Below are 21,621 nucleotides of genomic sequence, written 5' to 3'. Positions count from 1 at the left end.
AAATCACTGCAGATCATGCGCGGTGGCGGATCCAGAGCAGGCGGTCGATCAACTGCGCCACCCAGCGTTTGCGACGCAGGGTGACCAACTCGAAGCCGGGGATGTCGAACATCTTGCTCACGCGACTTCGGGTTCGACAGAACTCTGCAAATCCTTCGTCGCCGTGCACCCTGCCGAATCCGCTGGCACCGACGCCGCCCATCGGGACCGAGCCCATTCCGGCAAACGCGATCACCGAGTTCACGGTCACCTGACCGCATACCAGTCGGACCGCAATCTCCTGTCCGCGGCGGCGCGAGAAGACCGACGCTCCGAGCGCGTATCGATGGTCGTTGGCGCGGCGGATCGCCTCGTCGAGATCGTCGACTTCGCAGACTGTGACGGTGGGACCGAATGTCTCCTCACGAACTGCCGAGCAGTCCTCGGGAGTGTCGACCAACACGGTCGGCCCGATGAACCGCGGCCCGATCGAATCGAGCCCGCCGATCAACGCCCGGCCCCCCGCTGCCGCGGCATCCTCGAGATGTCCTCGCACGATCTCGATTTGAGCGGGCATCGTCATCGGCCCGTAGGTAGCGGACGCGTCGCCACCCGGTCGAATTCGGCGCGCATGCTCGACGAGTCCGGCGATGAACTCGTCGGAGACGCTGCGCTCGACGTATACGCGCTCGACCCCGATACACGTCTGGCCACCATTGGTGAATGCGCCCCAGGCGACCGCCTCAGCGGCGGCCGCGACATCGGCGTCGGCGGCGACGATCACCGGATCCTTACCGCCACATTCCATGACGACCGGAGTGAGCGTCTCGGCGCACGTGGTCATGATCTTCGAGCCGGTGCTGGTCGAACCGGTGAACGCGATCTTGTCGACTCCGCTGCGGCACAGCGCGGCACCGGTGTCTCCGAATCCCGTGACCAGCGAGAGTACCCCGGTGGGCAACGTCGGATTTGCGTCGTGAAATGCCTGAACGTATCTGGCCCCGACAGCCGGGGTGTACTCGCTCGGTTTGAACACGACGCAGTTGCCTGCTGCCAGCGCCGAGGAGATGGCGCTGTTCGGCGCATACAGTGGGTAGTTCCACGGCCCGATGACGCCGACGACTCCGAGCGCGACCTTGTCGACCCGGGCAGAGTAGTTGGCCAACAGCAGACCGGGATTGACGCGGCGAGTCCGTAGCAGTCGCGGTGCATGGCCCTCTGCCCATGCGATGTGCTCGAGGGTCAGCACGATCTCGAGCAATGCGTCCTCGGCAGGCTTCCCGTTCTCCCGATGGATCAAATCGATGAATTCGGTTCTTCGACTCCATATTTCGTGACGCCAGGCCCTGAGATGACGAATCCGTGACCTCGGTGGGAGCGAAGACCACTCGAGCTCGACGCGACGTGCCTCTGCGACCACTGCTGCTACGCTCTCCGCCGACGCCTTGTCGAAGGTGCCGATATGGCGGTCATCGATCGGCGAGACCGAATCGAAACTGGTCGACTTCGATGTAGGGACAGTCGACCCCTGGACAGTCGAAGTCTGCCGAGTCACGGGGAGACCTCGAGCCCGGTCTTGGATTCGTGTGCAGTACGGAGTTCACGCTTCATGATCTTGCCTGCGCCGCTCATCGGTAGCGCGGTGACGAACTCGATGGTGCGCGGTGTCTTGTAACCGGCGACGTAGCTTCGGGTGTGCTCGCGGAGTTCCTCCACGGACGGTGAAAGACCCTCTGTGAGAACCACGCACGCATGGACTCGTTCGCCCCACTCCGGATCCGGCACGCCGATTACCGCGCAAGCCAATATCGCGGGATGCAGGCTGAGCGCACTTTCCACTTCGGCACTGTAGACGTTCTCACCACCGGTGATGATCATGTCCTTCAGACGATCCACCACGAACAGGAAACCATCGTCGTCGAGGTACCCTACGTCGCCGGTGTGCATCCAGCCGTCACGAATGGCGGCCGCTGTCTCCGCAGGTTTGTTCCAGTAGCCCAGCATGACATGTCCGCCGCGGACGCAAATTTCGCCGACTGCCCCGGTTTCCACGGGCCTATCGGCAGGATCGAGAATTTGAATTTCGGAGTGTGGTGCTGCCCTGCCTGCCGATCCGATACGTTCCCCCACATGATGTTCGGGCCACAGGAGGGAGGCAACGGGAGCAAGCTCGGTCATACCGTAGGCCTGGGTGAGCCGGGCCCGCGGAAGTCGAGACTGAGTGCGCTCGAGGACTCCGGCCGAGATGGGGGAGCCACCGTAGAGCACCCGGCTGAGCGAGGATGTGTCGAAGGTGCTCAGCGAAGGGTGGTCGACGAGTAGCTGGATCATCGTGGGCACCAACAAAACGTCTGTGATGGAGTGCTTTTGGATAGCTTCGAGTACGGCGGTGGGCTCGAAGAACGGAACCATCACGTGCGTTCCACCGAGCATGACCTGCCCTACCCATGCCGCAAGGTCGGCGAGGTGGAACATCGGTGCGGCGTGCAGAAGAATCGAGGCGTCGTCGAGCAATTGCCCAGTGGCGACAGTCCCCAAACCCGAGGTGACGAGGTTGGTGTGCGAGAGCATTACACCCTTGGGGAACCCAGTGGTGCCGCCGGTGTAGAACAGTCCGGCCAGTTCATCTCCGCTGCGTCGCGCATCGGAAACGGGGTCGTTGGACTCGACGAGGTTCTCGTACGAGACCATGCCTTCAGGTGTGGGGCCGTCGCCACAATGGACGATGGTCTCGAGGTTCGCACATGCTGCGCGCAGTGCAGGTGCCATGGCCGCGAAAGTGTCATCGACCAGGAGAACCTTGGTATCCGAATCGTTGAGGGCGTAGGCGACCTCGACGGGTGACCAGCGGATGTTGACCGGGTTGAGTACGGCATCGGCCCAGGGCACTGCCAGTAGGTATTCGGAGTAGCGGTCGCTGTTGAACGCCAACATGGCCACCCGGTCGCCGCTCTCGACGCCGATCGAGTGCAGTCCAGCGGCGAATCGAGCTACGCGGTCGATCTGCTCGGCAAAGGTGCGTACCCGGTCACCGATAACAGTGGCGGCTCGGTGCGGGGTTGTTACTGAGGCTCGGTGGAGGCCTTGAGTGAGATACATGGCGGAGTCCCTTGTGGCGAGAGGGGGCAAATGCCCGGAGTGAATACGGTCACATTCCCACCTTATTGGCACCGTGTCAATAGGGATGTTGTGGGGATGCCGCACAGCAATCGCAATTTGCCGAAAATAACTGTGCTGCTATAGCTCTCGGTTGTCCTCAGTGGCCATGGATTGCGCCGTTGCGAGAACGGTGACGAGGACGTCCGTCAGCAATCTCTCGACCTGCCCCCTGGTCAGGGTTCCACGGATCAGCCATTCACGGCCGGCGGCCTTGACCATTCCACCGAACACACGCACCGCCGACGTGGTGAGGATGCGATCGCCACGCCCTCCCTGGAAGGCCGTGGCGTCGAGCACGCGTTCGGCGGCGAGATCGTCCGCTTCGTCGAGGATCTGGGCGACCTGCTCGTCGACACCCGAACCGCTCGCCATGGACACCCATGCCGTGCCATGGGTCTCGATGACCCCCACCAGCCAATGCACGCTGCCTCTGGCACGTTCCTCGAGCGATCCTGTCGGCAGGTTCACGGCCTCGATCGGCGGGACGGTGACCAGGAAGCGCACGCTCTCGAGGTACAGATCGCGCTTGCCACCGATGTAGTGGTGGATGAGTCCGCGGGCAACCCCCGCGGACTCGGCGACATCGGCCATCGAGACTTCGGCATACGGCTTGTCGCCGAACAAACGAACGGCGCTGGCCAGGATTTGCGTCCGTCTTTCGTCTGGTTCCAGTCGACTCCATTTGGGTGTGTTCACAGCGGGCATAGATTTCATGATCGCATCGCGCCGACTGTGTGAGACGTCAGAGGTACCGCTCGGTGCGCGCGCGCAGTGAGGACGGCACGATGAAGCGATCACCGTAGCGTGCCCGTAGTTCGTCGGCTCGATCGACGAATCCGGCCAGACCGCCGTCGAACTGGTTGACGAATTGGAGCACCCCCCCGGTCCAAGCGGGATAACCGATTCCCATGATGGAGCCGATGTTGGCGTCCGCCACCGTACGCAGCACACCCTCGTCGAGACACGCGATCGAGTCCAGCGATTGCGCGATCAGCATTCGATCCATCATGTCCTCGAACGGAATTCCATGATCGGCGCGGAGGTAGTGCTCGACGAGACCGGGCCACAGCCCTGCTTTGGAACCGTCTTCTGCATAGTCGTAAAAACCGCGTCCCGACTTGCGCCCGGGACGCTCGAACTCATCGACCATGCGGTCGACCAGCGCGTAGGACTTCGAGCCGATCCAGTCCCGACCGTCTACGCGAGCAGCGTCGGCCATTCCCTCGCGGATGTGGCGGGAGAGTGTCAAGGAGATCTCGTCCATGAGGGCTAGGGCCCCGGACGGGTAGCCGGCCTGGAGGGCAGCCTGCTCGACGGTTGCCGGATGCACGCCCTCGGCGATCAGGGAGATCGCCTCGTCCATGAAGCGGCCGATGACTCGAGTAGTAAAGAATCCGTGACTGTCTCCGACGACAATCGGGGTCTTGCCGATCAGCCGAACGAAGTCGAACGCGCGCGCCAGCGCAGAGTCGCTGGTGTGCTCGCCCACCACGATCTCCACCAGAGGCATCTTGTCCACCGGAGAGAAGAAGTGCGTGCCGATGAAATCCGCCGTCCGCGCAACACCCTCGGATAGCGAAGTGATCGGCAGAGTTGACGTGTTGGAGCACAACAGGGCATCGACGGTGAGGTATTTGTCGACTGCCTCGAACGCATCCTGCTTGACGGCCGGATCCTCGAACACGGCTTCCACGACCAGATCGCAGCCCTCGGCATCTGCTGCATCCGCACTCGCGGTGATGAGTGAAAGGACAACGTCTGCGGCCTGCTGCGTCGTTCGGCCTTTGGCAACAGACTTGCCGAGAATCGAACGAGCGTAGTCTTTTCCGCGCTCAGCCGATTCGAGGGACACATCGCGCAGTACGACGGGCACCTTTGCCGAGGCGACGACGTATGCGATGGCTGCACCCATCATGCCTGCGCCGATCACCAAGACCTTTTCCGGCACGCGGTGCGGCTCAGCGGTGGGACGCGAAACACCCTTGTTGATCGAACCGAGATCGAAGAACATCGACTGAATCAGATTTCCTGAGACGGGTCCGCACGCGAGGGATGTGCAGTGCCTGGTCTCCACGCGCGAAGCCGAGTCGAAATCCAGTACCGACCCCTCCACAGCGGCGGCGACCACTGAAATGGGTGCCGGCATCGGTGCGCCCTTGACTTGCTTACGAACGGTAGCGGCGACAGCCGGCAACTGAGCCGCCATGCCGGACGATGCCGCCGTTCCTCCAGGTATCTTGAAACCTTTCCGGTCCCATGGCTGTGAAGCGTCAGGATTGGCGACGATCCAAGCCCGAGCCGCGGCCATCATCGCATCCTCGGTGTCGGCGACCTCGTCGACCAATCCGAGTTCGAGTGCCTGAGCGGGCCGATACCGTTGCCCTTGCCCGATCACCTGAGTCAGCGCTGGGACGATGCCGAACATTCGAACGGTCCTGGTGACGCCTCCGGCGCCGGGGAGAAGTCCGAGGGTCACTTCGGGAAGTCCGAAACGAGAGTTCCGCTTGTTCAGTGCGATTCGATAATGACAGGCGAGTGCGATTTCGTAGCCTCCGCCGAGTGCTGTGCCGTTGAGCGCGGCCACGACCGGCTTGCCCAGCTGCTCGAGACGCCGGAACTTGTCCTTGGTGAAATCGAGCGCTGCCGCTATCGCCGCGTGATCGCTCGGACCGGCGTCACGTAGCAACTCGAGATCGCCACCGGAGAAGAAAGAGTCTTTTCCCGAGGTCATGATGACGCCGTCGAAGTCGTCACGGTGTGTCTCGAGCCAGTCGATCGTCGACGCCAGCGATTGACCGAATGCGTCGTTCATGGTGTTGGTGGACTGTGTCGGATCGTCGATCGTCAGTACGAGCACTCGGTCGCTGCCGACCTCGCCGTTGATCGTGGGTGTCCGCACAGCAACAGGTGTGCTCATTGAAGTCCTTCGGGCATTGTAATGGTGGTTGATCGAAAGGTGGCGAGCTCTAAAGTCGTTCGATGATGGTGGCGACGCCCATTCCGGCGCCGATGCACAATGTCACCAGCGCGTACCTTTCACTGCGGCGTTCGAGTTCGTCGAGTGCTATGCCGGTGAGCATTGCACCGGTCGCCCCCAACGGATGTCCCATGGCGATCGCTCCGCCGTTGACGTTGATGCGGTCGTGATCGATATCGAGCTTTTTCGCGTAATTGAGTACCACTGAAGCGAACGCTTCGTTCACCTCGAACACCGCAATGTCATCGAGGGTGAGGCCGGCGGCCGCCAGTGCCTTATGGGTCGCTGGGACCGGCCCGGTGAGCATGAGTGTCGGATCGGACCCAGCAACTGCACCGGCAACCACTCGACCGCGAGGAGTCAATCCTCCTGCGCGGCCTGCCTCTTCGGAACCGACGAGGACCATTGCGGCACCGTCGACAATGCCCGAGGAGTTACCGGCGTGATGTACGTGGTCGATGCGCTCGACTTCGGTGTACTTCTGCATAGCGACCGCGTCGAAGCCCGCAAGTTCACCGATCTTCGCGAATGCCGGCTTCAACGCACCCAGGCTGGCCGTCGTGGTCTCGGGCCGCATGAGTTCGTCGTGATCGAGCATCAGCTGACCATTCGAGTCGAACACCGGGATCACTGATTTCTCGAAGTGGCCCATTGACCAGGCGTGTGCCGCCCGCTGCTGGCTTCGGACCGAGTAGGCGTCGACCTCATCGCGATCGAACCCCTCGATCGTCGCGATGAGGTCGGCGCTGACTCCCTGGGGTACGAAATAGCTTCCGTAGCTGGTCAGGGGGTCGCATGGCCATGCGCCGCCATCGGCACCCAACGGCACACGGGACATCGATTCGACTCCGCCGGCGACGATGAGTTGGTCCCATCCGGACCGGACACGTTGTGCAGCGGTGTTCACAGCTTCGAGTCCGGATCCGCAGAATCGGTTCAACTGGACTCCCGCGACGCTGTCAGGGAGGCCGGCGACCATGGCGACGGTCCGGGCGATGTCGCAGCCCTGATCGCCGATCGGGGTGACGACACCGAGAACGATGTCGTCGATCAGCGCTGGATCGAGCTGAGAATGACGAGAGAGCAAGGCAGACAATGTGTTCGCGGCTAAGTCGACCGGTTTTATGGTATGCATCGAACCGGAACTTTTGCCGCGGCCACGCGGACTTCGGACTGCGTCGTACAGGAACGCCTCCATGAGGGCGGTACCTTTCTTTTGGAATCAGAGCGAACGGGAAATGAGGTCTTTCATGACCTCGTTGGCACCGGCGTAGATTCGGGCGATGCGGCCGTCGACGAACATGCGCGCGATGGGGTACTCCTCCATGTAGCCGTAGCCTCCGAAGAGTTGCAGGCACCTGTCGACCACCTCGAACTGCCGATCCGTGGTCCAGTACTTGACCATGGCAGCAGTGGTGACGTCGAGCTCTGCGGCAACGTGTTTGGTGACGGCGTCATCGACGAAGGTACGCACGACCCGCCCGATGGTGGCGCATTCCGCGAGCTCGAATTTGGTGTTCTGAAGGTCGAACAGGGTTTTACCGAACGCATTGCGTGACTTGGTGTACTCCACTGTCTGCTGTACTGCGGCCTCGATCATCGCGGCCGCGGCTATTCCGCAGATCAGTCGCTCTTGGGGGAGTTGCTGCATGAGCTGGGCGAACCCTTTGCCCTCCGCGTCCCCCAATAGATTTGCCGCAGGAATTCGCAGGCCGTCGAACGACAGTTCGGTGGTGTCCTGGCCTTTCGTCCCGATCTTGTTCAGAATTCGTCCGCGGTGGAAGCCGGGGGTGTCGTCGGATACCTCGGCAACGAGCAAAGACAATCCTCGTGCGCCGGCTGTCGGATCTGTTTTCGCAGCGATGATGAGCAGATCGCAGTGAGCTCCATTGGAGATGAATGTTTTGGCACCGGTTACCACGTAGTCGTCGCCGTCGCGCACTGCACGGGTAGCGATTCCTTGGAGGTCGGAACCGGTTCCCGGTTCGGTCATCGCGATCGCGCCGATCCAGTCACCGGAGCAGAGCTTCGGCAACCACTGCGCCCGATTCTCTTCGGATGCATAGGCGAGGATGTAGTGCGGGACAATGCCGGTGTGAACTCCCAGTTGCATAGATGAGTCGCCGGCGCGAACCTGTTCCTCGAACAGAACCGCCTCGTGACGGAAGTCGCCGCCTCCGCCGCCGTAGGTCTCCGGTATCGACATGCCGAGCAAGCCCAGCCGTCCCGCCTCGCTGTACACCTCGCGGCTCGGGCGGCCGGCGGCAGCAAATTCCTCTCGGTGCGGTACGACCTCTTTCTCGAAAAATCCTCGAGCGAGTTGTCGCACGTCATCGAGTTCGGTGGCGAGTTCACGGCTGGTGCTGTCTGCGAGTGCAGTCATGGGCATCCCTTGGTCGGCAAACTAGCTTGTTGGCACTATGCCAACAACTTTGCTCGTGTTGAAGTGCGATGTCAAGGTGGTGTCGCAATCGGTTGAGACATCCCGTTCGACGGGTCGGTCTCGCGGATATGGGGGCATCGTCCTCGACTCGCTCGTCGAGTCAGCGGCCTGAGCGCGTGAACAGGCTGTCGTCCGTCCGAGCCTCGACGGCGAGAATCGTCAGATCGGGATCGCACTCGTACGTCGGATTTCCCGGCATCGGGCCGGTGTGGGCGCAGATGTCGCTCTGGGCGCCGAGGCGCACGGTCATCGGAGGCTCCGGAACCCACTGAGCACCTTTTCGGATGGGTCCAAACCTGTTACTGCGCGACTGATTCCGATCAGGATTGCAGTCGCCGAGCCAAGTAAGGTCCCGTGATGCTGTCCGCCGACGCGGCCACCTCGGTGGGTGTCCCCGTGGCGACCACGGTGCCGCCCTTGTCGCCACCGCCGGGTCCGAGATCGATGACCCAGTCTGCGGAGGCTATGGCGTCCAGATCGTGTTCCACCATCACGACGGTATTGCCCGTGTCGACCAGGCGGTGGAGCTGACGCATGAGCAGGGCGACGTCAGCGGGATGCAGCCCGGCGGTGGGTTCATCCAGTAGGTACAGGGCGTTGCCGCGTCGGGTGCGCTGCAATTCGTTGGCGATCTTGATGCGCTGTGCTTCGCCGCCGCTGAGCTCGGTCGCAGGCTGGCCGAGCCGCAGGTAGCCGAGCCCGATATCGAGTAGCGTCTCGAGGCTGCGGGAAACGCCGGTGATGTCGGCGAAGAACCCGGCCGCTTCGTTCACCGACATCGCCAGCACGTCGGCGATGGTTTTGTCGCGCCAGGTGACTTCGAGAGTTTCGGGGGCGTAGCGGGCGCCGTGGCAGGTGGGGCAGGGGCCGTAGGTGCCGGGAAGGAAGAGGAGCTCCACCTCGACGAAACCGTCACCCTGACACGTCGGGCAGCGTCCTTCGGGGACGTTGAAGGAGAACCGGCCGGGCGCCCAGCCGCGGGCCTTGGCCTCGTCGGTGTCGGCGAACAGTTTGCGCACGATGTCGAACATTCCGACGTAGGTGGCCAGTGTCGAGCGGGGTGTGCGGCCGATGGGGCGCTGATCCACCCGGACCAACCGGTTGAACTCCTCGAATCCGTCGACGTCGGCCACGTCGATCTCGATCTGCGCGTCGACGTCCTCATCTGCCGCAGTATCGAGTCGATGACGCGCCACCTCGAACAAGACTTGGGTGACGAGTGTCGACTTCCCAGAGCCCGACACACCCGTCACCGCGGTCAGCACCGTCAAGGGGAATTGCACGGACAACCCGTGCAGGTTATGACGGGTTACGCCGGTCAGAGTAAGCCAGCCGTGGGGCGGTCGCGCCACACGATGCAGGGACTCCGCGCGTCCGAACAGGTGGCGCCCGGTAACCGACTCCTCGATCTGCTCGAGCCCGGCCACCGGGCCGCTGTACAGCACCCGGCCACCGCCTTCGCCTGCAGCGGGTCCGATATCGACCACCCAGTCGGCCCGTCGGACCACGTCCATATCGTGCTCGACGACGAACAGAGAGTTGCCGGATTCCTTCAGCCGATCCAGGACGTCGAGCAGCGGTTCGGCATCGGCCGGATGCAGGCCGGCAGAGGGTTCGTCCAGGACGTACACCACACCGAAAAGCCCGGAACGGAGCTGGGTGGCGATCCGCAGGCGCTGAGCCTCGCCGGGGGACAGCGTCGTCGAGCTGCGCCCCAACGCCAGGTACCCCAGACCCAGTCCGAGCAGCACCTCGATCCTGGCGAGCAGGTCGGCAGTGATGCGTACCGCCACTTCCGTGGCCTCACCGGAGGAAGCCGTCGGGGTTGCGGCTGCCATCTCGGACTGTTCGGCGATGGGCCGCAACACTGCGGCAACCTCGGTCAGGGAGAGTGCGTTGATCTCGGCTATCGAGTATCCGGCGACGGTGACCGCCAATGCGTCGGTCCGCAGCCCGCTGCCCGAGCACTGTGGGCAGCGGACACTCTCGGTGAATCGCAGCGCGCGTTCGCGCATCCGCTCGCTCGTGGAGTCCGACAGGACATGCATGACGTGGCGGCGAGCGCTCCAGAACTTGCCTTCGTAACTGTGGTCGACGCGGTCGGCCTGGGGTTCGATGAACACCTTCGGTTGCTCGTCGGTGTAGAGGAGCCACGTGCGGTCCTTCGCGTGGAGCGTTCGCCACGGCGCATCGATATCGATACCCAGGCCGCTGACGATGCTACGTAAGTTCGCACCCTGCCAGGCGCCGGGCCAGGCCGCGATCGCTCCCTCTCGGATGCTCAGCGACGGGTCGGGAACCAGTAATTCAGTTGTCACGTCGTGGAAGACGCCGAGCCCGCCGCAACGCGGGCACGCACCGGCGACGGTGTTGGGGGAGAACGATTCCGCCTCGAGACGTGACGCCCCGTCCGGGTAGGTACCGGCGCGGGAATAGAGCATCCGCAGCAGGTTGGACAAGGTTGTGATGGTGCCGACACTGGAGCGTGAACTGGGCGCGCCCCGGCGTTGCTGCAGCGCCACGGCTGGAGGGAGTCCGGTGATGGAAGCAACGTGCGGTGCGCCTACTTGTTGCAGGAGCCGACGGGCGTACGGGGCCACCGACTCGAAGTAGCGTCGTTGAGCTTCGGCATACAAGGTGCTGAACGCCAGCGAAGACTTGCCTGATCCCGACACGCCCGTGAATGCGACGAACGCGTTGCGAGGGATATCGACATCTACTGCTGCCAGATTGTGCTCGGTGGCGCCGCGAACGCGCACATACTCGTCCCACGATGTGCCCGTCATCCTTCCGACACTAGTGCGGGTGGCTCGGGTCGGAAGGATTCATTCTTTACGCGGTCAACTTGCTCGACGAGGCTTAGCGTGGGTGCTTGCCATCGGGTGCGCCCGCGGGGGAGGGCGAGTGTCGTCGATGTCCGGGTCCGGGGGATAGCTGCGAGTGGGAGCATGCCCGACGTCCTGGTGAGCCATCACGCCCTTCCACCAGTCGTCCATCGAATCTGTTCTCGGCCACACGATCGGTTCCATCAACGACCCTCCGCTGCATCAGCTAATCGGGAAGTGCCGCAGCGGATTCGAGCTACTGATTGACTGCGTTATCTGCACGGTCAATACGGCTGACGGCTTGAGCGATATGAGTCCAACCTACGCCCTTAGCGCGTAGGACACCACCTCATCAGGTCCTTCTCGCTGCTACAGATTCGATCCGGCGGATTCGAGGGTGACATGCATGGCAAGAGAGCCTCCTGCGTTGTTTACGCACGTCATCGCAGGGGTGGGGAGTGACGATGACGTGCAGCGGTATCCCACGGCCGCTGCCCGACCTGATGTCGGCCGAACCGGGCTTCACCCTCGTCGAATTGGCCGAGTGGCTCGGGCCGTGTTCCACGGTTCATGCCGATGGACCTGTACAAGGTCGACGATCGCTACATTCTGAGTGTTGACCTGACCGGTGTCGATCCGGGCTCGATCGACGTCGATGTGGACCGCGTGACACTGACTCTCACCGCGCATCGAACTGCACCGGAAGCTAATGGAGTGCAGGGGATTTCCTCCGAACACTTTGCCGGTACGTTCCGCCGTCAGGTTTCACTGGGTGAGGGAATCGACGTCGAAAATATCTTGCCGACCGATGTGATCGAACAACATCGAGACGAGCCATTCGACGACGACGAATATCCCCGCACGACAAGCCGAGATCCGATGGCTGTTGCATGACTCGGCTGGCCGCGTAACTTCGAGGCAGTCAGCGAAATCGAGGGGTGCGCGCAACGGCATGGTCGCTCGACCATGCCGTTGCGTACCCCCAGTCGGCAGGGGAAGAAGTTATGGCAACCAAATTCTCAGTAGGCGACCACGTGCGTTGGAACTCCGAAGCCGGACACGTACAAGGCACGATCACGCGAGTCCACACCGAAGACGCCGACTACAAGGGGCATACCCGCCGCTGCAGCCCGGACGAGCCCCAGTACGAAATCAAGAGCGACAAGACCGACCACATGGCGATGCACAAGGGCAGCGCGTTGACGAAGATCTGATTCTCTGTAGTTTCACCTCACGTGGCGTGATGTTGTGCAGGCGACCCCCCGCTCGCCCTCCTGTGGTCTCTCATCCTTTTCTCCTTGTTGAGCGAGGAACCATCTCGCGGTCCATCGACGCAGGTGATATGAGTTCGATCGATATCCTCGGGGGCGACGCCGATGTGTCGCTCTGGTGGTTCGCTGGTCGCGACCGAAACAGAACCAATCGGATTGCATTGCTCCAGCAACTAGAACGTGTTCTAAGCTCATGTCACCCGCCTCGAGATCGCGGCGCTGTCCCTTGAAAGGAATGACGATGCAGTTCAACCTTGCCGACGTTTTCGAGACAGTCGCCGATGCCGTACCCGATCGCGTTGCACTGACCTACGAGGGCGAGAACCTCAGCTACGCCCAGTTGGACGCGGAGGCCAACAGGACCGCCCAGCTGCTCACGCAAGCCGGCATCTCCCGAGGCAACCATGTCGCACTGTTCCTCAAGAACAGCGTCGAGCACGTAGCTTCCATCCTGGGATTGCTCAAGATTCGCGCGGTCCCGATCAACGTCAACTACCGGTACACGCCCGCCGAACTCGAGTACATCTTCGTCAACTCCGATTCGGCCGCGGTGGTCGTCGAAATCTCCGAGCATCAGCGCGTCCTTGCTTCCCTCTTGGATGCGTGCCCGATGATCCGGACGGTAATCGTGGTCGGCGAGATCGCCGCCGAACTGTTGTCCGCCGCGAACGAGCACGCAGTTTCCGTGGTTTCACTCGCCGACGCTCGTGAATTGTCGCCCACAGCCGAGTTCGATTCCCGCACGGGCGACGACCTGTACCTGCTCTATACGGGAGGGACCACTGGATACCCGAAGGGTGTCATGTGGCGGCAAGACGACTTTTTCCGCAAGCCCCTTTCCGGCGGAAACCCATACGGCGAGGGGGCGCGAGAAAACCTCGCCGAGATCGCCAGTGCTGCAAAGCAATTTCCCGAACTCTCGTTCCTCATCGCAGCGCCCCTGATGCACGGTGCGGCGTTGTACTCGTTGTTCACCTTTTTCACCCTCGGCGCTCGCGTGGTCCTTCGGCGCGACTTCGATCCGCGGAAGGTCGTGGAATCGATCGAGAAAGATTCGGTGCAGGTGATCCTGATCGTCGGCGATGCTATGGGGCTGCCGTTGGTCGATGAGATGGAACGCCGAAAGGGCGAGGTCGATCTCAGCTCCCTGTTCTCGATCACTTCGGGTGGCGCGATCTGGTCCACCAGCGTTCGGGACCGCATGCTGGCGGTCAAACCGGACCTGCTGTTGCGGGACAACTTCGGCGCCTCGGAGTCTGGGAACGACGGCGCCTTCACCATCGACGAGGTCGGCACTTTGCGAATGCCACCCTCGCCGAGCATGACCCTCGTCGACGAGTCTTTGAACGAGATTGCTGCCGGCTCCGAGGAAGTGGGCTACATCGCCCGCATCGGCAACGTCCCTCTCGGCTACTACAAAGACGAGGAGAAGACCGCCCGGACGTTCCCGACACGCAGTGATGGCACGCGACTGTCGGTGCTCGGCGACATGGGCAAGGTGGAAGCAGACGGCACGATAGTCTTCCTCGGACGCGGCTCGCAATGCATCAACACCGGCGGCGAAAAGGTCTTCGCCGAGGAGGTCGAGGCTGCCCTCCACGCGCACCCGTCGATCAGCGATGCGCTCGTCGTCGCCGCACCTGACCAGCGCATGGGCCAACGGGTTGCCGCGGTGATCGCAACCTATCCCGAGTCACCCGAACTCACCCTCGACGATGTTCAGGAGCACTGCCGCAAGACGCTGGCCGGCTACAAGATCCCACGTTCGATCGTGCTGGTCGAGGAGGTCAAGCGAACCCCAGCAGGCAAAGCGGACTACCGCTGGGCGGCGACAGTGGCGACGGACGTGTCCTGACCGCATATCCGTCGAGAAGCGAAAGAGTCATCGCTGAACCACGCAACCTCGCTGTACCCGAAACGGGTGTTTCACACCCGTCACCAACCATCGGTTCACGCGCGCGTGTCCAGTGCTGAGCCGACCCCGAGGTAGTAGTCCCGAACCAGGCCCTGTTACCGAGCAGGGAGATTAGGTTGGGAAGTATGACCGATGACGTGGGAAAGCGATGGCATGACCCTGGGGGGTCCGGTGGTGTACGCCGTGCAGCCCTGTTCACCGTCTCGGTCATCGTCAGTGCGCTGGTGGTGATGGTCGGATGCATCATGTGGGCGGCCTGGGGACCGCACTCGGGTCAGTGTCGCGACGCGGCGTTTGCGGTGTGCGCCGAGCCCGAGCGAACGATTCTTCTCGTTGTGCCGTCCGCTCTGTTGCTGATCGGGGGATTGTTTGCGTTCGTTCAGACGTATCGGGTGTGGCGCAGAGGTGGAACTTGGCCGATTTGGCAGGGAGCCGGGTGGGCCCTGTTGGTCTCCATGGTCATCTACATGTCGATGTCGTTGAGCGTGTTGAGTCCGTGACGGTCGTGGTGGCCCTGAATCGAGACGGTCGACGGCAACGCCATCAAAGAAATGGTGCCGGTTTCGCCTCTACATCCGCCGGGTAGCTACCTGTCGACACCTCGACAAGGAGCCACGATGAACGAACGGCCTCAGCAGCCCGACACCACCACAACAACTTCTACGCAACCCGGGGCGCGTTCCTCTCATAGCGCAACGCGAATCCTCACCGGAGTTGCCGCTGTATTTTTGGTGATCGCGTTGGTGATATTCGTATTACAGAACACAGAAAAGGCGCACGTCGAATTTCTCGGGTTGAACCTCGATGTCGCCCAGGGTGTTTCGCTACTTCTAGCCGCGGTCGTCGGCTTTCTCATCGCAGTCCTCGGTAGTGGTGTGATGCGCCTGCGACGCCGGGTGCACAACCGCCGCTGAACCAGCCGTAGCTAGGAAGCCAGCTCTGCCATCAACGCCCGGATAGTAGGACTGTTGTCTGCGCTGATTCGCCATACTGCGTACACATCTCGCTTCGGCTCACGGTGCAACTCTCTGAAGATCAGATCCTCACCCAGCGGCGGACGCGCCAGTCGGGGGATCAATGCGAGAACATCGTGCGTGGAAACCAGTGCCAGCTGAGTGGAGAAGTCGTCGATCAGGTGACGCACATCGGGCTCATGAGGGAGGTCGGCGAAGAGGCGCCGGAACCACTCGTGGCAGAGAGTCCCGCGCGGGCTGGTCACCCACGCATAGTCGATGAGATCGGCACTGGTGAGGGGCTCGGCCGCAACTGCTAGCGGATGTGTTCTTCGCATGACCACGTCGCCGACATCCGTGTGCACCAATTGCTTGGTCATCGACGCAGGCAAAGGGCGCGGCATTCCGTCGGTGTTGTGCACGAGTGCGAGGTCGGCGGTGCCTGCCTCGACGCTGGAGAGCGCCTTTCCGGGGTCCTGCTCTTCGATGTTGATCCGAACGTCTGGATATCGTGAACCCAGCGCTGGCAAGATCGGTGCCAACAGTCCGCGCACCGCCGTCGAAAACGCAACGACTCTGAGTCGGCCATGTGGCAAACCCACCGAAACCGATAGTGCTGCCTCCGTGCATCGCTCGAGAGCTTGGAACACATCAGGAGCGGTGGCGACGAGCATTCGACCGGCAGGCGTCAGCGTCAACGTTCTTCCCGCGGGCACCATCACCGCGACGCCGAGTTGGCGTTCGAGCCGCTTGATCTGTTGTGACACCGCGGAGGCGGTGTAGCCGAGTTCCTCGGCCGCCTTCGCTATCGTTCCAACGAGTGCAACCACGTGTAGTGCACGGAGTGCACCGACATCGATCATGAAGCCAAGCTACGGTATTCCCGTAAAAAAGTATTGCTGGTTCTAGGTGGACATGACGTGCAGGATCATCGACTGTGACGATTCCTTTTCAGCCGGCCGAGCGATTCTTCGGGACCAATCTTGTGGCAATGGCTACGCCGATGAATCCCGACGGGTCGCTCAGTGCGTCGGGCACTGATGCTTTGGTCGACCACCTCCTCTCCACCGGATGCGATGGTCTCGTCGTTGCTGGCACAACCGGTGAGTCGCCCACCCTCACCGAGAGCGAGTCCGTTGCGCTCGTGCAGGCAGTTTCGGCGCGCGCATCCGGACGTGGACGGGTGATCGCCGGGGTGGGGACGTACGACACGGCGGCCACGATTCGTCGAGCCCGCGACGCCGAGCGGGCGGGTGCTGATGCTCTTCTCGTCGTGTGCCCGTACTACTCCCACCCGACTCAGGTTGGAGTGCTTGCGCATTGCCTCGCTGTCGCCGATTCCACCGAGCTGCCCGTCATGGTCTACGACGTTCCGGCGCGGACTGGTATGGCCATCGACGCAGCAACGTTGATCGAGATGTCGGCGCATCCTCGGATCCTGGCCGTCAAGGATGCCAAGGGTGATTTGTTCGAGGCAATGTCCGTCATGGAATCGACTTCCCTTGCCTACTACTGTGGACTCGACGAGCTCAACCTTGCGTACCTCGCATGTGGGGCTACCGGATTGCTCAGTGTGATCGGCAATGTCGCTGCGGCACACACCGGAAGGCTCATAGCGGCGGTCCGTGCCGGCGAGCTCGACTCGGCACGGACCATCCAGCGATCTTTGATCGGCTTGACCGAAGCGATGCTTTGCTCCGGGCAGGGCGCAGTCATGGCCAAGTCTGCGCTGGTGCACCTCGGCGTCATCGGCCATGCGACAGTTCGTCTTCCGCTAACCGATCCTCCGGTCGTCGATGTGCAACGCCTCGTCGATGCCCTCACGATCGCAGGTTGGCCCGCTGTGTCAGCTCGTCCCAGCGGGCAGAGTCGACGGGTCAGGAATACAGGTCACTGATGTCGGCTCGGTGAACTTCGTGGATGATGTTGCGCTTGAGTTTGAGTGTCGGAGTCAGTTCGCCGCTCTCCTGGGTGAAGTCGCGTTCGAGGATCGTGTACTTCTTGATCTTTTCGGGGTTGGACACTTTCTTGTTCGCCTCCGCCACTGCCGTATCGATTTCAGCGATCAAATCCGCGTTGGACACCAGCTCGGAGGTTGTCGTGGTGGGAGGAAGGCCGTTCCGCTCGACCCAAGCGGGTAGGGTTTCCGGGTCGAGTGTGATCAGTGCGCCGATGAACGGCTGCGCGTCACCGACCACGATGCACTGGCTGATCAGTGGGTGTGCGCGCATCGAATCTTCCAGGCCCGCCGGCGCGACGTTCTTGCCACCCGCGGTGACGATGATTTCCTTCTTACGACCGGTGATCGACACGAATCCCTCATGGTCGATCGAGCCGAGGTCACCGGTGTGGAACCAACCGTCGATGATCGATTCGGCAGTTGCCTTCTCGTTCTTCCAGTAGCCGGCAAATACGACCGGACCGCGAAGGAGAAGTTCGCCATCGTCGGCGATACGCGCGGTGTGGCCGTCGACCGGTTTGCCTACCGTGCCGATGCGCTGCGCATTGGAAGTGTTGATGCTGAAGGCGGCGCTCGATTCGGTGAGTCCGTATCCCTCATAGATCGGGATGCCGACGCCGCGGAAGTAGTGACCTAGGCGTGCGCCGAGCGCGGCACCACCGGAGAATGCTTGCTTGCACTCGCCACCGAGAGCTGAGCGCAGTTTCGAATAGACGAGCTTGTCGAATATGGCGTGCTTGAGCCTGAGTGCTATTCCTGGGCCGCCCTTTTCGAGGGATTCGCTGTATTCGATTGCCGTTGCTGTTGCTCTGTCGAAAATACCGGCCTTGCCGTTGTCCACGGCCTTTTGGCGCGCCGAGTTGTAGACCTTCTCGAATACGCGGGGCACCGAGAGGATGAAGGTGGGCTTGAAATCGGCGAACTGGTCGAGGAGCGTCGTCAAATCCGAGGTGTGGGCAACGGTTACTTTCGACTCGAACGCGCCGAATGAGATCGCTCGCGCGAACGCATGGGCGAGCGGCAGAAACATCAGGGTCTTCTTGCCCGGGATCATCGAATCCGGAAGCGCCAGCTGACAAACGGACGCCTGAGCATAGAAGTTGGCATGCGTCAGCTGGACACCCTTGGGGCGTCCTGTTGTGCCGGAGGTGTAGATCAGGGTCGCGGGTGAGGCTGCAGTGACCTGATTACGACGAGAGTGCAGTTCTTCGTCGGTGATTGTGCAGCCACGGTTGGCGAGCTCGTCGATCGCACCCGATTCGATGACCAGAACCTCGCGGAGGGCGTCGGCGCCGTCGGTGACTTCCTGGTGGATCTCCGCATGCTTGGTCGTCTCGACCACGAGAAGCGTTGTGGCGGAATCCTCGAGGATCCACTGCGCCTGATCGGGCGAAGATGTCTCGTAGATCGAGACTGTGCATCCGCCGGCAGTCCAGATGGCATAGTCGAAAACGACCCACTCGTAGCGGGTCGAAGAGAGGATGGCGACGCGGTCGCCGAGCTTCAGCCCCGACGCAATCAGACCCTTTGCGGTTGCGGACACTTGCTTCGCGAATTGAGCTGCGGTGACGTCGATCCATCCACCGTTCGACCGCCGCTTGAACGGCACGAATGTGGGGTCTTCCTGAGCATGGCGAAACACGGAGTCGGCCATCGACACGTCGGCCGGAATCGAGAACGACTGAGGAACTGAGAACTCACGCACTATTGACTCTCCAATGACGGCACTGTCGGCTGATTCGGTAAGAGGGGTGTCGCTGAGCTTGGGTTCATTGAATATCCAAGAAAGGCAATGCTATTCGAAAATTTTTGATAGTTGAACGTCACGCTGTCGTTACTCTTGCGACGCTTCCACCATCTGGTCACGTTCGACGACTTTGATGCGTTCGCGGCCTTCGGTTTCGCCGAGGCTGCGTTCGTGGGCGTCGAGGCGGTACCAGCCGTCCCAGGTGGTGAAGGGGACTTTCTTGTTTTCGAGGAAGTCGGTGACGGCCTGTTCGGTGGGTTCGGGGGCTGCGGTGAAGTTCGGTGCGTCTTCGAGGAGGTTGGCGACGGTTTCGTTGGCGTCGCCTTTGGTGTGGCCGATGAGGCCGACGGGTCCGCGTTTGATCCAGCCGGTGACGTAGGTGGCTGGTACGACGGTGTGGGAAGAAGCCGATTCGACTACGCGGCCTGCTTCGTTGGGGATGGTGCCGGCTTGGTCGTCGAAGGGGAGTTGGGCGATGTTTTTGGAGAGGTAGCCGACGGCGCGGTAGACCGCTTGGACGTCCCAGTCGTTGTATTTGCCGGTGCCTTTGACGTTGCCGGTGCCGTCGAGTTCGGTGCGTTCGGTGCGTAGGCCGGTGACTTTGCCGTCTTCTCCGAGGATTTCGGTGGGGGATTCGAAGAAGTGGAGGAACAGTTTGTGGGGGCGGTTGCCGACGTCGCGGATGGCCCAGTCTTGGAGGGTGTTGGCGACCATGTCGACTTGTTTGGATCCGCGGCGTGCGGCTTCGGAGCCTTCGTCGTAGTCGATGTCCTCGGGGGCGACGATGACTTCGATGTTGGTGGAGTGGTCGAGTTCGCGGAGTTCGAGGGGGGTGAATTTGGCTTGTGCGGGTCCGCGGCGTCCGAAGACGTGGACTTCGGTGGCTTTGTTGGTTTTGAGGCCTTCGTAGACGTTGGCTGGGATTTCGGTGGGGAGGAGTTCGTCGCCGGTTTTGGCGAGGACGCGTGCGACGTCGAGTGCGACGTTGCCGACGCCGAGTACGGCGACTTTTTCGGCTGTGAGGGGCCAGGTGCGGGGGACGTCGGGGTGGCCGTCGTACCAGGAGACGAAGTCGGCGGCGCCGTAGCTGCCGTCGAGGTCGATGCCGGGGATGTTGAGGTTGCGGTCGGCGTTGGCGCCGGTGGAGAAGATGACGGCGTCGTAGAAGCGGCGCATGTCGTCGAGGGTGATGTCGGTGCCGTAGTCGATGTTGCCGAGGAGGCGGACTTGTGGTTTGTCGAGGACTTTGTGGAGGGCGGTGATGATGCCTTTGATGCGGGGGTGATCTGGTGCGACGCCGTAGCGGATGAGTCCGAAGGGGGCGGGCATGCGTTCGAACAGATCGACGCTGACGCCGTTGCCGGCGATGTTGTAGTCGGACTTCATGAGTGCGTCGGCGGCGTAGATGCCTGCCGGTCCGGCGCCGACGATGGCGACGCGAAGTGGACGCAGGTCATGCCTCTCGAACGGTTCAGCTGTTGTTGCACTTACGTTTTCACTGTTCATGACGATGCTCGGTACTTTCTATCGGTGGTTCCGATCGTGCGGACTCTCAGCTGTGACGCGCCCGCTCCTCGTAGGCCTGCCGAGCAGTGATGTCGACGTCGTCGAGAAATACCTTGTCCGTGTGGAGCGCACGGTTGAGGGCTTCGCCGATCCGCCGCGGAAAGAACTTTTGACTTGCAGCGAGGGCACCGACGAGCTTGGTCACCCGCACCTTCGGTTTGGGGTTTTCGATCAGTGAGACGATCGCGCGTGCAATGTCCTCCGGCTCGGCGTTCTTGAGTCCGGGAATCCCCTTGGTGCCGGCAGTGAGCTCGGTGTTGACGAAAGATGGTAGCACTGCGGAAAACTCGATTCCGGTGCCGCGGTGCTCCACCCGAGCCGCGTCAGTGAAGCCGACGACGGCATATTTGCTGGCGCAGTAGGTGGCCAGACCCGGTGTGTAAATCTCGCCTGCAAGTGAGGCGATGTTGATTACGTGGCCACGGCCGCGCGGCAACATTCGCCGAGCCGCCAGTTTGGAACCGGTGATGACTCCGAGGACATTGATATCGAGGATCCGGCGAGTGACCGCATCGGGCTCGTCCACGATTCGGCCCGCAGGCATGATGCCGGCGTTGTTGACGAGCACGTCGATAGGTCCGAGCTTTGCTTCCACGTCGTCGAGGAAGGCCTCGAACGATTCGGTGTCCGTTACGTCGAGCTTGCTGTAGCTGAGCAGGTCGAGTTCGGTCGCGGACTCTTTCAGTTTGACGTCGTCGATGTCCCCGATCGCAACTTTTGCGCCGAGTTGGGTCAGGGCCGTGGCAGTAGCGAATCCGATTCCTCGGGCACCGCCGGTGATCGCGATGACGCGACCACGCAGAGAATTGGTCATGTTCCGTCCTTC

Annotated in this window: 17 protein-coding genes and 1 pseudogene; 6 read left to right on the top strand and 12 right to left on the bottom strand. The window is 62.0% G+C overall.

The window, feature by feature from the left end:
* Positions 1-13: 13 nt before the first annotated feature.
* The 8 genes from E5720_RS09200 to uvrA all read right to left on the bottom strand — a co-directional run bounded on the left by E5720_RS09200 (position 14) and on the right by uvrA (position 11,344).
* Positions 14-1,534: an aldehyde dehydrogenase family protein gene (locus tag E5720_RS09200; RefSeq protein WP_136170410.1), complete on the bottom strand. Its 1,521-nt coding sequence runs from the start codon at positions 1,532-1,534 to the stop codon at positions 14-16.
* A complete protein-coding gene (locus E5720_RS09195) occupies positions 1,531-3,078 on the bottom strand; it encodes a long-chain fatty acid--CoA ligase (protein WP_136170409.1) in 1,548 nt (515 codons plus the stop codon). The genes E5720_RS09200 and E5720_RS09195 overlap by 4 nt, the downstream gene beginning before the upstream one ends.
* A gap of 138 nt (positions 3,079-3,216) precedes the next feature.
* A complete protein-coding gene (locus E5720_RS09190) occupies positions 3,217-3,843 on the bottom strand; it encodes a TetR/AcrR family transcriptional regulator (RefSeq protein ID WP_136170408.1) in 627 nt (208 codons plus the stop codon).
* Positions 3,844-3,880: 37 nt separating this feature from the next.
* Positions 3,881-6,055, bottom strand: coding sequence for a 3-hydroxyacyl-CoA dehydrogenase NAD-binding domain-containing protein (locus E5720_RS09185; protein WP_136170407.1), 2,175 nt, complete (start codon positions 6,053-6,055; stop codon positions 3,881-3,883).
* 49 nt (positions 6,056-6,104) lie between these two features.
* A complete protein-coding gene (locus E5720_RS09180; RefSeq protein ID WP_136170406.1) occupies positions 6,105-7,313 on the bottom strand; it encodes an acetyl-CoA C-acetyltransferase in 1,209 nt (402 codons plus the stop codon).
* Positions 7,314-7,337: 24 nt separating this feature from the next.
* Complete coding sequence (locus E5720_RS09175; protein WP_136170405.1) at positions 7,338-8,498, bottom strand: acyl-CoA dehydrogenase family protein; 1,161 nt, start codon at positions 8,496-8,498, stop codon at positions 7,338-7,340.
* A gap of 160 nt (positions 8,499-8,658) precedes the next feature.
* Positions 8,659-8,808, bottom strand: coding sequence for a hypothetical protein (locus E5720_RS21660; protein ID WP_168708319.1), 150 nt, complete (start codon positions 8,806-8,808; stop codon positions 8,659-8,661).
* A gap of 70 nt (positions 8,809-8,878) precedes the next feature.
* The gene (gene uvrA, locus E5720_RS09170) at positions 8,879-11,344 is read right to left on the bottom strand and encodes an excinuclease ABC subunit UvrA (protein WP_136170404.1); all 2,466 of its coding nucleotides are present in this window, start codon (positions 11,342-11,344) and stop codon (positions 8,879-8,881) included.
* A 582-nt stretch (positions 11,345-11,926) separates the two neighbouring features.
* On the opposite strand from uvrA, the pseudogene E5720_RS09165 reads away from it, so the two are divergent.
* The 5 genes and pseudogenes from E5720_RS09165 to E5720_RS09145 all read left to right on the top strand — a co-directional run.
* Positions 11,927-12,175, top strand: a pseudogene (locus tag E5720_RS09165) (Hsp20/alpha crystallin family protein); the annotation flags it as partial.
* A 212-nt stretch (positions 12,176-12,387) separates the two neighbouring features.
* Positions 12,388-12,597 carry a DUF2945 domain-containing protein gene (locus E5720_RS09160; RefSeq protein WP_136170402.1) on the top strand — a complete coding sequence of 70 codons (210 nt, stop codon included), beginning with the start codon at positions 12,388-12,390 and terminating at the stop codon, positions 12,595-12,597.
* Between the two features lie 298 nt (positions 12,598-12,895).
* Positions 12,896-14,509 (top strand): AMP-binding protein, encoded by a 1,614-nt coding sequence (locus tag E5720_RS09155; RefSeq protein WP_136170401.1) that lies wholly within the window; start codon positions 12,896-12,898, stop codon positions 14,507-14,509.
* Positions 14,510-14,694: 185 nt separating this feature from the next.
* Positions 14,695-15,069: a hypothetical protein gene (locus E5720_RS09150; RefSeq protein WP_136170400.1), complete on the top strand. Its 375-nt coding sequence runs from the start codon at positions 14,695-14,697 to the stop codon at positions 15,067-15,069.
* Between the two features lie 117 nt (positions 15,070-15,186).
* Entirely contained in the window at positions 15,187-15,483 is a 297-nt protein-coding gene (locus E5720_RS09145; protein WP_168708318.1) for a lipopolysaccharide assembly protein LapA domain-containing protein, read from the top strand.
* An 11-nt stretch (positions 15,484-15,494) separates the two neighbouring features.
* On the opposite strand, the gene E5720_RS09140 is transcribed toward E5720_RS09145, so the two are convergent.
* On the bottom strand, positions 15,495-16,385 hold the full coding sequence (locus E5720_RS09140; protein ID WP_136170398.1) for a LysR family transcriptional regulator: 891 nt from the start codon (positions 16,383-16,385) through the stop codon (positions 15,495-15,497).
* 74 nt (positions 16,386-16,459) lie between these two features.
* On the opposite strand from E5720_RS09140, the gene dapA reads away from it, so the two are divergent.
* Positions 16,460-17,419 carry a 4-hydroxy-tetrahydrodipicolinate synthase gene (gene dapA, locus E5720_RS09135; RefSeq protein ID WP_247596240.1) on the top strand — a complete coding sequence of 320 codons (960 nt, stop codon included), beginning with the start codon at positions 16,460-16,462 and terminating at the stop codon, positions 17,417-17,419.
* Here dapA and E5720_RS09130 read toward each other — a convergent pair.
* The 3 genes from E5720_RS09130 to E5720_RS09120 form a co-directional block, all read right to left on the bottom strand.
* The gene (locus tag E5720_RS09130) at positions 17,400-19,187 is read right to left on the bottom strand and encodes a long-chain fatty acid--CoA ligase (RefSeq protein ID WP_136170397.1); all 1,788 of its coding nucleotides are present in this window, start codon (positions 19,185-19,187) and stop codon (positions 17,400-17,402) included. The two genes, dapA and E5720_RS09130, sit on opposite strands and share 20 nt — an antisense overlap.
* Before the next feature lie 129 nt (positions 19,188-19,316).
* Positions 19,317-20,735 (bottom strand): FAD-dependent oxidoreductase, encoded by a 1,419-nt coding sequence (locus E5720_RS09125; protein WP_136170396.1) that lies wholly within the window; start codon positions 20,733-20,735, stop codon positions 19,317-19,319.
* A 46-nt stretch (positions 20,736-20,781) separates the two neighbouring features.
* The gene (locus E5720_RS09120) at positions 20,782-21,609 is read right to left on the bottom strand and encodes an SDR family oxidoreductase (protein ID WP_136170395.1); all 828 of its coding nucleotides are present in this window, start codon (positions 21,607-21,609) and stop codon (positions 20,782-20,784) included.
* Positions 21,610-21,621: the final 12 nt, after the last annotated feature.

Source organism: Rhodococcus sp. PAMC28707 (assembly GCF_004795915.1).
Lineage (GTDB): Bacteria > Actinomycetota > Actinomycetes > Mycobacteriales > Mycobacteriaceae > Rhodococcoides.
The sequence above is the reverse complement of the archived record's forward strand: the minus strand, read 5'-3'. Positions and strand labels throughout refer to the sequence as shown.

Coding starts and splice junctions, on each gene's coding strand:
- E5720_RS09195 (WP_136170409.1), bottom strand. CDS start 3,078: ATGTATCTCACTCAAGGCCTCCACCGAGCCTCAGTAACAACCCCGCAC.
- E5720_RS09190 (WP_136170408.1), bottom strand. CDS start 3,843: ATGCCCGCTGTGAACACACCCAAATGGAGTCGACTGGAACCAGACGAA.
- E5720_RS09185 (WP_136170407.1), bottom strand. CDS start 6,055: ATGAGCACACCTGTTGCTGTGCGGACACCCACGATCAACGGCGAGGTC.
- E5720_RS09180 (WP_136170406.1), bottom strand. CDS start 7,313: ATGGAGGCGTTCCTGTACGACGCAGTCCGAAGTCCGCGTGGCCGCGGC.
- E5720_RS09175 (WP_136170405.1), bottom strand. CDS start 8,498: ATGACTGCACTCGCAGACAGCACCAGCCGTGAACTCGCCACCGAACTC.
- E5720_RS21660 (WP_168708319.1), bottom strand. CDS start 8,808: ATGACCGTGCGCCTCGGCGCCCAGAGCGACATCTGCGCCCACACCGGC.
- uvrA (WP_136170404.1), bottom strand. CDS start 11,344: ATGACGGGCACATCGTGGGACGAGTATGTGCGCGTTCGCGGCGCCACC.
- E5720_RS09160 (WP_136170402.1), top strand. CDS start 12,388: ATGGCAACCAAATTCTCAGTAGGCGACCACGTGCGTTGGAACTCCGAA.
- E5720_RS09155 (WP_136170401.1), top strand. CDS start 12,896: ATGCAGTTCAACCTTGCCGACGTTTTCGAGACAGTCGCCGATGCCGTA.
- E5720_RS09150 (WP_136170400.1), top strand. CDS start 14,695: ATGACCGATGACGTGGGAAAGCGATGGCATGACCCTGGGGGGTCCGGT.
- E5720_RS09145 (WP_168708318.1), top strand. CDS start 15,187: ATGAACGAACGGCCTCAGCAGCCCGACACCACCACAACAACTTCTACG.
- E5720_RS09140 (WP_136170398.1), bottom strand. CDS start 16,385: ATGATCGATGTCGGTGCACTCCGTGCACTACACGTGGTTGCACTCGTT.
- E5720_RS09125 (WP_136170396.1), bottom strand. CDS start 20,735: ATGAACAGTGAAAACGTAAGTGCAACAACAGCTGAACCGTTCGAGAGG.
- E5720_RS09120 (WP_136170395.1), bottom strand. CDS start 21,609: ATGACCAATTCTCTGCGTGGTCGCGTCATCGCGATCACCGGCGGTGCC.